12 protein-coding genes are annotated in these 12,273 nt (G+C 59.5%); 3 read left to right on the top strand and 9 right to left on the bottom strand.

Annotation, left to right across the window (positions count from 1 at the left end; all coding sequences use genetic code 11):
- The coding region (locus FJ404_06505; GenBank protein ID MBM3822522.1) for a matrixin family metalloprotease at window positions 1-562 on the top strand (562 nt) is incomplete at its 5' end.
- Window positions 563-587: 25 nt separating this feature from the next.
- Here FJ404_06505 and FJ404_06500 read toward each other — a convergent pair.
- The 8 genes from FJ404_06500 to trxB are packed head-to-tail and all read right to left on the bottom strand — an operon-like array spanning window position 588 to window position 7,753.
- Complete coding sequence (locus FJ404_06500) at window positions 588-3,011, bottom strand: DUF1343 domain-containing protein (GenBank protein ID MBM3822521.1); 2,424 nt, start codon at window positions 3,009-3,011, stop codon at window positions 588-590.
- A 39-nt stretch (window positions 3,012-3,050) separates the two neighbouring features.
- A complete protein-coding gene (locus FJ404_06495) occupies window positions 3,051-3,437 on the bottom strand; it encodes a Rieske 2Fe-2S domain-containing protein (protein ID MBM3822520.1) in 387 nt (128 codons plus the stop codon).
- Window positions 3,427-4,455, bottom strand: coding sequence for a quinolinate synthase NadA (nadA, locus tag FJ404_06490; protein MBM3822519.1), 1,029 nt, complete (start codon window positions 4,453-4,455; stop codon window positions 3,427-3,429). Before nadA ends, FJ404_06495 begins: the two co-directional genes overlap by 11 nt.
- A gap of 9 nt (window positions 4,456-4,464) precedes the next feature.
- Window positions 4,465-4,992 (bottom strand): hypothetical protein, encoded by a 528-nt coding sequence (locus tag FJ404_06485; GenBank protein MBM3822518.1) that lies wholly within the window; start codon window positions 4,990-4,992, stop codon window positions 4,465-4,467.
- Entirely contained in the window at window positions 4,989-5,474 is a 486-nt protein-coding gene (locus FJ404_06480) for a hypothetical protein (GenBank protein MBM3822517.1), read from the bottom strand. The genes FJ404_06485 and FJ404_06480 overlap by 4 nt, the downstream gene beginning before the upstream one ends.
- Window positions 5,471-6,076 carry a sigma-70 family RNA polymerase sigma factor gene (locus FJ404_06475; GenBank protein ID MBM3822516.1) on the bottom strand — a complete coding sequence of 202 codons (606 nt, stop codon included), beginning with the start codon at window positions 6,074-6,076 and terminating at the stop codon, window positions 5,471-5,473. The genes FJ404_06480 and FJ404_06475 overlap by 4 nt, the downstream gene beginning before the upstream one ends.
- 38 nt (window positions 6,077-6,114) lie before the next feature.
- The gene (locus FJ404_06470; GenBank protein ID MBM3822515.1) at window positions 6,115-6,792 is read right to left on the bottom strand and encodes an imidazoleglycerol-phosphate dehydratase; all 678 of its coding nucleotides are present in this window, start codon (window positions 6,790-6,792) and stop codon (window positions 6,115-6,117) included.
- Window positions 6,793-6,826: 34 nt separating this feature from the next.
- The gene (gene trxB / locus FJ404_06465; protein MBM3822514.1) at window positions 6,827-7,753 is read right to left on the bottom strand and encodes a thioredoxin-disulfide reductase; all 927 of its coding nucleotides are present in this window, start codon (window positions 7,751-7,753) and stop codon (window positions 6,827-6,829) included.
- A 519-nt stretch (window positions 7,754-8,272) separates the two neighbouring features.
- On the opposite strand from trxB, the gene FJ404_06460 reads away from it, so the two are divergent.
- Both FJ404_06460 and FJ404_06455 read left to right on the top strand, forming a co-directional pair.
- Window positions 8,273-9,397, top strand: coding sequence for a Gfo/Idh/MocA family oxidoreductase (locus tag FJ404_06460; protein MBM3822513.1), 1,125 nt, complete (start codon window positions 8,273-8,275; stop codon window positions 9,395-9,397).
- A 60-nt stretch (window positions 9,398-9,457) separates the two neighbouring features.
- Complete coding sequence (locus FJ404_06455) at window positions 9,458-11,086, top strand: MFS transporter (protein MBM3822512.1); 1,629 nt, start codon at window positions 9,458-9,460, stop codon at window positions 11,084-11,086.
- Window positions 11,087-11,149: 63 nt separating this feature from the next.
- On the opposite strand, the gene FJ404_06450 is transcribed toward FJ404_06455, so the two are convergent.
- The gene (locus tag FJ404_06450) at window positions 11,150-12,241 is read right to left on the bottom strand and encodes a PKD domain-containing protein (GenBank protein MBM3822511.1); all 1,092 of its coding nucleotides are present in this window, start codon (window positions 12,239-12,241) and stop codon (window positions 11,150-11,152) included.
- Between the last annotated feature and the right edge of the window lie 32 nt (window positions 12,242-12,273).

Raw genomic sequence — 12,273 nt, 5'->3', positions numbered from 1 at the left:
TTACAAAGATCTTATCGACGACGTGTTCAATGTGTGGGCTTCGGTCGCGAATCTCACCAATCTGGGTGAAGTTGCGGACGGTGGCGCTGATGCCGGTGCTCTGGATGCCGCTGGGGGCCACCTCGGTGATATTCGAGTCGCGGCCTGGGAAATTGGCGCTAGCGGAGTGCTCGCCCACGCCTTTCAACCGGGAACGGAAGCCATTTTTGGTCCCGGTGGATCGATTGCGGGGGACATCCATTTCGATCTGTTCGCGGCTCCGGGAGTTCCTTGGCTCTGGGTGGATGATCCTTTCGACGCTCCTGGCGACCTGACCATCGATATCTACACCGTGGCGCTTCACGAAATGGGGCATGCTCTGGGTCTGGCCCATACCGGAGTTTTCGGAGCCGTCATGGAGCCCGTCTATGCCGGCGCGCGAAGAACTCTGAGCGCGGACGACATTGCGGGTATCCAAGCCATTTACGGGGTCAAGCCCGCAGTGCCCGATGCCGGGAGCGCGGGCGCCATGCTGCTTATGTCCTTCCTTTTCTTGGCCCGAAGAAGGTCTGACAAGAAGTAAGCCGTTGGGAGTCACCTCGCCTCACTCAACGATACAAGAGGTAAGCTTGGCGTCGGGTCTTGAAGGTTTCGAGTTCCTCGTTCCAGGCCTGTTTGATGACCGGAAGTGATTTCTGTGAACCGAGGGCGTGAAGGGTGGGGTCGTGCAGGAGAAGGGTTGAGACTTTCCCCAAGGCAAACTCGCCTGGATAGTTCTTCTGAAGTGACAGCGCGAGGGCGAGGCCGATTTCAACCGGACTCAGAGCTTCCCGATCGAGCACGATCATCCGAACTCCTCCGCAAAGCTGGTCCTTGAACACACTGGCTTTCGGTGTGAACTGAACGGGCACGAAATGAATCCCGGGCAGCCTCAACGCATTGAGTTCTGCCGCCCACTGCCTGTCGTTCACATACGGCGCTCCCACGATTTCAAAAGGAGTGTCGGTTCCCCGTCCCACCGAAATCGCGGTTTCCAGGAGTCCTATTCCCGGATACAACATGGCCGCAGTCAGGGTGCGCATATTAGGCGACGGATTCGTCCAAGGCAGGCCGGTCTCGTCGAACCACCTCTCACGGCTCCATCCCTCACAAGGCACCACCGTAAGCGCGACCTTCCAATTTCTCTCCCCATTGAAGAGCCGCGCCAACTCTCCCACCGTCATGCCGTGCCGAATGGGCAAGCGGTGAAAGGCCACGAATGAAGACGGCCCCGTATAGACCGGCCCCTCCACCAGGCGCCCGTTGATGGGATTGGCCCGGTCCAGAACCATCACCGCCACCCCCGCCTTGGCGGCTGCTTCCATGCATAATCCAAGGGTTGAAATATAGGTATAAAACCGGCACCCAATGTCCTGAATGTCAAACACCAGCATGTCCAACCCCTTGAGTTGGTCCGGCGAAGGAGCGCGGCGATCACCGTAGAGACTATGGACCGGCAGGCTCGTTCTCGCATCCACCTCATCGGGGACCTTGCTATCCAGTGCTCCACGGATGCCGTGCTCAGGGCTGAACAAGGCCACCAGCTTGACTTCAGAGGCCTCGAAGAGCAGGTCGATGGTGGATCTTCGATTGCGATCATGACCCGTGTGATTCGTGATCAATCCGATCTTCTTGCCCCGCAGCGGCCGGAAGCCGTCCCTCGCCAGTACATCGATCCCGTTGAGCACTTGCAAATTCGATGCGCCGCTTGAAGGGCGCGTTGGAGTTTCGCTCGCCGGTCGCGGCGGCAGGGAGCCGGGCACTCCGGCAAAGTTGAAATCCGCGATCGACTCCGCCGCCAGATCCGCCAGCCTCGCCTGCAGTGGCAATACGTTGCCCTTGCCGTCTGGATGCACCCGGTTCGAGAGAAACATCCAAAATGTTTCCGAGAAGGGATCGATCCAAAGGCATGTTCCCGTGAATCCGGTGTGGCCGTACGAACCCAGCGTAAACCATTTGCCCCGCGGTCGGCTGTAGCCCGAATCGATGTCCCACCCCAATCCACGTCGCGCCGAAATGTGCTCCGGCGTCTGCACGGAGGTCATCCCTCGCACGGTTTCCGGAAGGAAAACCCGGACGCCGTCGAGTTCGCCCTCGCGCAGCATCATGCGGGCAAACCGCGCCAGATCCGCAGCGGTGGTGAACAGGCCGGCATGGCCCGCCACCCCACCCATGAAACGGGCCGTGGGATCATGAACCGTGCCGCGGAGCACACGGCCGTCCACCTTTTCCGTGGGGGCGATCCGGTTCAGCGCTTCCGCGGCCGGCAGAAACATCGAGTCCCGCATCTGGAGAGGACGGAAGAGTTCCTTCTCCGCCCACGTGTTCAGCTCTTGGCCGGTGATTCGCCGCACCACCTCGCCCAGCAGGAAAAAGTTGATGTCGCTGTAGCGAAACACCGTTCCAGGCGGGGATTGAAGCGCGTTCGTGCAAGCCATCCGGATCGCCGTGTCGCGACCGGACCAAGCGGGCCGCGTTTCCACCCCTGGACGCAGTCCTGAAGTGTGCGTCAGGAGTTGTTGGATCGTAATCTTCTCCTTGCCGCCGCTGGAAAACTCGGGGATATGGCGGGCCACGGGGTCGTCGAGTCGCAAGCGCCCCCGTTCAACCAGCAGCATGACGGCGGGGGCGCAAGCCACGACTTTGGTGAGCGAAGCAGCGTCAAAGACGGTGTCGAGGGTCATGGCTTCACGAGCGGGTTCGATGGATCTCGATCCATACTCTTTCACGTAACGCTGACCCTTCCTCTCCACCCACAGCACGCCTCCTGGAATCAGCCCTTCCCGAATCGTGGATTCGATCGCTTGGTCCATGGCGGCGATTTTCTCCGCGCGAAAAACGGCGGTGGGCGGCTGCGCGTCGCCTCCCTGCGAGAGAGAGACGGGCCCTCGGGGACCCGGGTTGCTGACGCAACCCGCCATGAACAGCACCGCCGCGACCGAGACGACCGGCCCCATTCGCACCATTGACCACACGTCGGGGATGAATTTCATGAACGCATGAGGGAGAAAAACATGCTGCCGATCCCGGCCTTAGTTTTCAGGAATCTGCAACCATAATCCATCGGCTTCGGCATCCACGCGCAACGGTTTCAAGCGGTCGCCTTCACAGGGTCCTCGCACGCAAAGCCCGGTGAAGGGATCGTAGAGGGCCGAATGCGTCTGGCAGATGAAAAACTTTTCGTCGGCGGTGAAAAATCGTTGGTCCCCGTAATCGAGGGTGAGCGGGATGTGGCGGCATTCGTTTTCGTAAGCCACCCAGCGGCCTTCGTGGCACGCGGCAAATCCGGCCCGCAAACGTCCCGCCACTTCGAACTCGAACGCGACCGTGCGACCGGGGTGCGCTTCCGCCGAGTCCGCCACGCGGATCCGGCGAGCCGGGGATGGCGTCGCAGGCGCAGACACGCAATCAACCCGCATTCGCCAGCGGGACGGCGGACCACTCCAGCATGCGGTCGATGGGTGCGCGGGCGCGCTGCAAAACGTCCGGGTTCAATCGAACTTCCGGAGCCCCGTTCCGCATGCAATCGCGAAGCTTTTCCAGCGTGTTCATCTTCATGAACCGGCACTCGTTGCAGCGGCAATGGTCCGTGGGAGCGGGAATGAACGACTTGTCCGGGCACTCCTTTTGCAACCGGTGCAGCATTCCCGCTTCCGTGGCGACGATGATGGAAGCAGCCGGGCTGTGCCGGCAATAATCCACCATCTTCTCCGTCGAGCACACGACGTCGGCCAGCAATCGCACGGCGCGGGTGCATTCCGGATGCGCGACCAGGGGCGCTGCGGGATGGTCACGCCGGATGCGGCTGATGCTGGCGTGGGTGAATTCCACATGAACGTAGCAGTTGCCCTTCCAAAGCGTCATCGGCCGCCCGGTCTGTTCCATGACCCAGGCGCCCAGGTTTTCATCGGGCACGAAAAGCAAATCGTGATCGCGAGGGGCTCTTTCCACGATGCGAACCGCGTTGCCGCTCGTGCAAATGACGTCGCTCAACGCCTTCACCGCGGCGCTGCAGTTGATGTAGGCGATGGTGTAAAAATTCGGATTGCGGGCTTGGAGAGCCGCCAATGAATCGGCCGGACAGCTCGCCTCAAGCGAGCATCCCGCTTCGAGATCCGGCAGGAGCACGGTCTTGTGTGGATTCAGGATCTTAGCCGTCTCCGCCATGAAATGCACGCCGCAGAAGACGATGACTTCGGCGGGCGTTTTCGCGGCTTGTTGTGAAAGTCCCAGCGAATCTCCGACAAAATCCGCGACGTCCTGAATCTCGGACACTTGATAATTGTGGGCCAGGATGACCGCGTTCAGTTGGCGCTTCAGCTCCCGGATCTCCCTTGTCAACGGATCGGAGGAGGGTCCCTTGAGATTCGGGCCGGGACGCACTCCGGGTCCCTCGCGGGCGGGCGTCGGAGCTGACGATGCCGGTGCGGCATGCATGGGAAAGGCCTAAGAGTTCTTGCCTTTGGCGTCGAGTGAAAGCACGACGAACCAAGCGGTGTCATCTTTGCCGTCGCCGGCCAGGACGAGTAATTCACCCGGCGTCAACATTTGGCGCTTCTTCACCACCAGCTTGCCCTGACCGTAGAGCTTCACCTCGACCCAGGACCCGCCCTGGTTCTCGACTTCGATCTCGCATTGGTCACTGAGTTTGACTCGCTTGGTCGCGGTGCCTGCCACTTCGAATTTTTCGTTGTGGCACTGAAAGTAGTTCTTCCATTTGAACACGCCCCGCAGCTTGGCTTGGAGCTTGTCGTTGAGTTCGGTGAGATCGTTCTTGGGCGGCTTTTCGCCGTTGGTTCCCCACACCAAGCGGGCCTGCAGCCGGATCGGCTCCGCGGGACCCGCCACCAGCGTTGCGGCGGCCGCCGGATGCGCGGTGGAGAGCCACGCGGCCCAGGCAAGCCAGACGGTGAACCAGGATCGTAAAGAATAAGAAGCAACCGTGCGCATGGAGACTTGATCAACCGCCTTCATTCGAAATCACGGGCGGCTACCCATACGACTGTGATGCCTTCGGACTCCGAACGAAACGACATGGTGGAAATGTCCTCGGACGTGTTTTCAATATCATGATTCGTCCCCAGGCTCGCGACGCGTTCGCCGCGCATCGGCAACCAAAGGGTCATGGAAATGGCCAGCACCAGTGCCAGCGTGCCCAAAACCGGCAGAACTCGGCGAATCAAAAATATCGGGAAGGGCAGGGTTTCGGCGGCCGGAGCCGGCTGCCGCTGGCGCTCCTCCTGCAAGATTCGCCGCTCGATGCCCTGCCAGTAAAAGTCCGCACTGACGGGGAGTGGGTGGACCCGTTCGTTGCCCCGCAGCGCGGTCTTGAGCGAGAGCAATTGGTCGCGAAGCTCGCGCGACCGCGCGTCCAACGACCGTTCCAAAGCGGCGGCGGAGGACGGGTCCAACTCACCGTCGGTCAGAGCTTGAATCTTAAGCACCGGATCATTCATGGGGATTTCCGTTCTTTCTTCAAAGCGTCCAGCAGTCCGGCCAGGCGGCGCCGGGCGTAGAACAGGCGCGACATGACTGTCCCGAGGGAGCAGTCCATCCGCTGCGCGATCTGCTTGTATTCCAACTCTTCAAATTCGTGCAAGATGAGCACGGTGCGATGTTCGTGAGACAACTGTCCCATGGCCGTGTCGATTTGACGGCGCAATTCCTCGCGCTCCATTCCTTCGGTCGGGTTCACGGTCATTATGGGCAGATGACGGTCAATTCCGCCAGACTCTTCTTCCATCTGGTCCATCGACTCGGAGCGCGTGCGTTTCTGCTTCCTCAGCTCGTCCAGGCAAAGGTTGATTGTGATCCGGGTCATCCAAGTGGCAAAACTGGATTCGCCCTGGAACTGGCTCAGCCTCTGCCATGCCTTGACCCACGCTTCCTGCGAAAGATCGATCGCCTCCTCCTCGTTCCGCAGCATGCTGTAGGCCCGGGAATAAATCTTCTCACGATGGCGCGACACCAATTCCTCGAAGGCCCTCATGTCGCCTTCCTTCGCCGCCGCGACCAAGGCTGCGTCGTCCACCGTAGCGTAATCGACCTTCTGCGGCATATTCGACGGGACGAGGACCGGGGGTATTCACCCCCCATTCATAACCTGCCTTTGGTGCTGGGAATCATCCCGTCAATCCTCGGGTCGCGCTGGCAGGCGAAATCGACCGCTCTCGCGAGGGCTTTGAATAAAGCTTCTACAACATGGTGCGGTTCATCACCATACAAGAGCTCCAGATGCACGGCGCACCGGCCTTCATTGGCAAATCCCTGGAAAAACTCCTTGGCCAGCCCGAAGCGAAACGCGGAAGACATATCCTGGGTCCTTTCCGCCCTCGTCAGCCGCTTCATGCGGTAAGCGTCCAGACCCCGCCAGATCAGGGTCGGTCGACCGCAAAAGTCCACCACCGCCCTGGCCAGGCACTCGTCCATCGGCACATAAGACTCGCCGGTAAAAGGGTTTCGCGGATCGAAACCCGCCCCGTAACGCCGTACTCCCTTCTTGTCGCCCAACGCCTGAAGAAAGGCCTGCCCCAGGGCGATGCCACAATCCTCCACCGTGTGGTGAGCATCCACCTCGATGTCCCCGCGGCACTCCAGTTGCAGATCGATCGTGGCATGCTTTGCAAACAGCGTCAGCATGTGATCGAAAAACGGGATGCGTGTGGAGATGGTTGAACGACCCTTGCCGTCCAGATTCAATCGAATCCGGATGGAAGTTTCGCCCGTGATCCGTTCGATCGCCGCGAGACGTTCGATTTGTTTCTTGGCAGCCATGGGCGGTGGGGCAACGAAAGTCCGAAAGTGAAACTCACGCCAGGGCGGCCAGATACCGTTCCGCGTCGATCGCGGCCGCGCAACCCATGCCGGCCGCCGTGATGGCCTGGCGGTAAACGTGATCCGCGCAGTCTCCGGCCACGAAAACGCCCTCGACGCTGGTGCGCGAGCCTTCCCGCATCTTGACGTAGCCGTTCTCGTCCAGTTCCAACTGGCCCTTGAAAATCTCCGTGTTCGGCACATGCCCGATGGCCACAAACACGCCGGCGCAGTCCAGCGTCGATTCCGCCCCGGACTTCAAATGCTTCAGCCGCACTCCGGTAACCTGATCTTTTGCCACGTCCAGAACGTCCGCAACCACCGAATCCCACACCGGTTTGATCTTGGGATGGGCCAGCGTCCGTTCGGCCATGATCCGCGATGCGCGCAGGGAGTCGCGCCGGTGAACCAAGTAAACGACGGAGGCGAAACGCGTCAGGTATGTCGCTTCCTCGCAGGCGGAATCGCCTCCACCCACCACCACGAGCGGTTGATGGCGGAACATCGGGAGGGCGCCATCACACGTCGCGCAATAGGTCACGCCCTTCTTCTCGAGCAGACGTTCGCTCTCCAATCCCAGATGACGATGACCGGCGCCGCTGGCAATGATGAGCGACTTCGCTTCGACCCGCTCGCCATCGACGGTCAGGACGAAAGGTTGGCGTCCCAATTCCACCGCTTCGACGGTGCCGTACTGGATGCGGGCGCCGAACCGTTCAGCCTGGCGTTGCATCCGGCTCATCAGCTCGAAGCCGTCGATGCCCTCGGGAAAGCCTGGAAAATTCTCCACGATGCTGGTGGTCGTCAGCAAGCCACCTGGCATCAGGCCGGCATACACAACTGGATTCAAGTTTGCCCGAGCTGTGTAAAGCGCGGCCGTCAACCCCGCGCAGCCGGTGCCGATGATGGCGATGTTTTCCATACGAAGGGGCGAAGATTGAAACTCCAGCGCGTTGAAGGCAAGCGCCTCTTCAAGTTTAGCAGATCCCGCGGCGCCTCCGCCAGGAGCGGCGCGCCTCCCTCCTCCCCGGATCCGGAAGTTTTAGACCGCTGATTTTGGATGAACACGTATCGGGATTGGCCTCTGGATGCACCGTCGTGTTCACCGTGCATCCCGAAGCCGTTCTGTCATGTGCCGCAGGCTGCCCAGCCTGCCGTATCGCCGACGGTCCGTCCGCCCGGCGGGTGAAGAAGGAGGCCCTTCCCTGCTCTCCACGCGCCTGGTTCTCTTCGTCGCCCCGCAGGCTGGGCAGCCTGCGTTACCACAACAACCCGGTCACCGACAGCCTCTGGATGCACCTTCGGGTTCACGGCAAGGCACTTTTCCGTTGACAGTCCCGGGGGGGACCGTTTGTCATTCGCGCATTGCCGCGCCGCCTCCCCCAAACCGGGATTGCCGTGCCTTGATCCGATGGGGGCCGGGCAACGACGTTTTACATTCATGAGCCAACAACGATTTAACATCGCCATCGTCGGTCTAGGCTTTGGTGTGGAGTTCATCCCCATTTGGCAGAAGCACCCCCACACCGATTGCTATGCCATCTGCCAGCGCAATCGGGAGAAGCTCGACGCGGTCGGTGATTATTTTGGCGTCGAGCGGCGTTTCGACGATTTTAAAGCGTTGCTGAAGGACCCCTCGGTGGACGCGGTGCATATCAACTCCCCGATTCCGGATCATGCCTGGATGTCCATCGCGGCGTTGAAAGCGGGCAAGCACGTGGCATGCACCGTGCCGATGGCCACCAACATCGAGGATTGCCGGAAGATCACGGCACTGGCGGCGAGCACGGGTTTGAAATACATGATGATGGAAACCGTGGTCTACAGCCGCGAGTACCTCTTCATGAAGGAACTGCTCGACCAGGGCGATCTGGGAAAACTGCAGTTCGTGCAAGCCAGCCATCAGCAGGACATGGACGGATGGCCGAGTTACTGGCCGGGGCTGCCTCCCATGTGGTACGCGACCCATTGCGTGGGTCCGGTGGCCGGCCTGATCGGGCAGCCCGCCGAATGCGTGAGCTGTTTCGGTTCGGGAACCATTCGCAAGGAACTGGCCAAGGAATACGGCTCTCCTTTCGCGATCGAGACCGCGCACATTAAATTCCGAGGTTCGGACGTGAGCGCCCGGATCATCCGGTCCTTGTTCGACACCGCGAGGCAATACCGAGAAAGCATTGACGTTTACGGTTCGAAAAAGTCCGTGGAATGGCCCCTCGTCGAACACGAGCCGCTCGTGCTCCATACCGCCAAGCGGCCGGAGCCCAAGATTCCGAGCCCGGTGAAGTGCCCTGATTTCGCCAAGCGCCTTCCGAAGGGCATCGCGAAATACACGACCCAGGGAGTGTACGACTCGAAGAAGAAGACCCACTTGAGTTTTACCCAGGGCAGCGGTCACGGCGGAAGCCACCCGCACCTGGCCCATGAGTTTGCCATGGCTCTGGCCGAGGGCCGCGATCCGTTCCCGAATGCGAAGCAGTCCGCCAACTGGACCTGTGTCGGGCTGTGCGCCCATCAATCGGCCTTGAAAGGCGGAGCGATCGTGAAGCTGCCCGCGTTTACCATTTAATCCGCGAAATCCGAACCAACCCACCCCTCAAGGGGCACTCGTCTCAACACCATAAAGTTTATGAGCAACTCGAATCAGAATGTCGCCTCACCCAACGCGATGCGGCTGCTATGGGCAGGATTCATGGCGATTCTCGCCGCCGGCGTCGGTTTTGCTATTCGTGGCGGCATTATCGACAATTGGGGAAGTGAGTATGGTTTTAACGCGACCCAGTTGGGGGCCATCAACGGCGCTGGTTTTTCCGGGTTCTGTTTCGGGATCATCGTCGGCGGTGTGATTTGCGACAAACTTGGATACGGCAAGCTGGTGATTCTCGCCTTCGCGCTCCATGTCCTGTCTGCGGTGGTCACTTTCACCGCATCGGGTCCCGGCGCCTACAACGCACTTTACTGGGGTATGTTCCTTTTCGCCTATGCGAACGGCACTCTGGAAGCTGTTGCCAATCCTTTGGTAGCCACTCTGTTTCCAAACAAACGAACCCATTATCTCAATATTCTCCACGCCAGCTGGCCGGCGGGTTTGGTCATCGGCAGCGCCCTGGGTTGGGTGCTTGACGACAAGATGAAATTGAGTTGGCAGCTGCAGCTCTCGCTCTATCTGATCCCCACTTTGATTTACGGCATCATGTTCCTGGGCCAGCATATGCCCAAATCTGAAGCCTCGGAAAAGGGGTTGAGCATGGGCGAGATGTTTAAGGATGTGGGACTCATCGGCACGTTGATCGTGTGTTACCTGCTCACGCTTTTCTGCCAGAACGCGCTCAAGCTGCCGGCCGGTGTGGCCTACGGCCTCTCCGGGGCGATGTTGATCGTCGTCGCGATCATCACGAGATTCTCCTTCGGCTCCATGCTGTTGTTCGTGTTGTTCATTACCCACGCATTGGTGGGTGCCGTGGAGCTTGGGACCGACGGTTGGATTCAGAATATCACGGGGAACTTGTTTACTTCGGAGCAAGGCAAGTACTTGTTTATGTGGACCTCGGCGATCATGTTCAGCTTGCGCTTCTGTGCCGACTTCATCGAGAAGCGTCTTGGATTATCGCCCATTGGACTGCTCCTTGTCTGCGCCGTGCTGGCTTGTGTTGGGCTTAATCTGGCCAGCAGAATGACCTCGTTCGGGGTCGCTTTGTTGGCGCTTAGTATTTATGCCGTGGGCAAGACGTTTTTCTGGCCGACGATGCTGGCGGTGGCTTCGGATCGATTCCCACGCACAGGTGCCGTCGCTATCAGTATCATGGGCGGCATCGGGATGCTTTCGGCGGGCATGATTGGGTCGCCAGGCCTGGGTTATGCCAAAGATCGTTTCACGGGCGAGGACTTGAAGAAGGCGGATGCCGCAGTTTTCAATACCTACAAGGCGGAGACCCCCAGCAAGTTTCTAACCTTTGATGAGATTTATGGTCTGGATGGCAAGAAGTTCGGTGAGATCACCACGAAACTTGCCAAAGAACGCGAGGCGATCGAGAAGAGCGGAGGGGACGTTTCGAAAGCCTCGGAGCGTCTATCCCCTGACGAAAAGAAGGTTCATGACGCCAGTATCTCGGGCGATCGTCGCACACTCGTGGCCGATTCAGTCATTCCCGCCATCATGGCCGCGATCTACCTTGGCATCATGCTTTATTTCAAAGCGATTGGTGGTTACAAAGCGGTTCACATCGATGCTGCGAATTCCCAGGCAAAACAAGCCTGACCGAATTCTTTACATACCGCCTCGAATCTCCGTTACCAGGCGGCCCGAAAGGGCCGCCTTTTTTTACTCCAGGAACAAATCCCAGACTTTGGCCCGGCGCGAATTGCCTTCAGGCCCTTCCACCCAGAGGGTCACGGTAAACTCCCCGCCTTTCTCATACACGTGGATCGGATGGCGATCCGTCGAAGTCTTCCCGTCGCCGAAGTCCCATTTCCATCCGGTGATGTTCCCGGTGGATTCATCGAGGAAGGCCACCTTCCTTTTCGAAGCGTCCATGACTTGGAACTGCCATTGAGCGTCGATGGGTTTTCTCCACCGCGCCTCCAGCGGCATGAGGCGAAACGCGCAAAGATCCGACGCGTTGCCGTACATCGTCGTCTTGTGGGACAGGTTCCAGAAGGACTTGAACCGCTCCGCCTTTTCGTCGTCGTAATCCAGGATGGACCACGACATGCCGATGATGGCGTTTTCCGCCAGTTTGGAAACCACGGCGCGTTCAGGCCCGTCGGCTGGGGCGTAGTCGAAAGGAGTGACCCAAAACTCGAGCACCAGTTTTCCGCTTTGTCCGGGACGCAGGTTGTGTTTCTGCGCGGCGTTGGCGTAAGGGAGGTCTTTGATCCACGGCTGACAGCCCCAAACCATGGTCCATTCCTTGCCCTCCCAGGGCGTGAAGATGTGGTAGTTTTGGGCATGCACGCCGTGGAACGAAAAGTGCGCCTTGGCGTGATCGTCCTTCAGCACCGGATGCATGTGCTTGATGAAGGGCCCGCCGGAAAGGTCTCCATCGATGACCAGCTCGAAGATGTCGTTGTGCAGATCGGTCTTGGCAAAATCCCAGAAATCATCCGAGGCCTCGTAGAGGAAATAGAGCTGGGAAAGTCCTTTGACCCAGCCGACCCGCACGGTCACATCAAGATCGGTCCGGTCGAATCGCGTGCCTTTGCCGCCCACGGTATCGGAAAGTTGATCGATGCCGATGTGGTATTCCTTCGGCACCATCTCCCAATCGCGCGCGTCCCCGTCGATGCGCGGAATTTGGTCCGGCGGAAATTGATAGATTTTGAATTCGACTCCTGGACGTTCCAGGGCCTGGACCGCCGAGAGAGCGCAGAGGAAGGAGGATCCTCCAAGGAAGGCGCGTAGGGCAACATTCATAGCATGCTGATCCGGTTCATGGACAATCAGGT

The sequence above is a fragment of the Verrucomicrobiota bacterium genome, from assembly GCA_016871495.1.
Lineage (GTDB): Bacteria > Verrucomicrobiota > Verrucomicrobiia > Limisphaerales > VHDF01 > VHDF01.
This window is presented reverse-complemented; position numbering and strand designations above follow the sequence as displayed.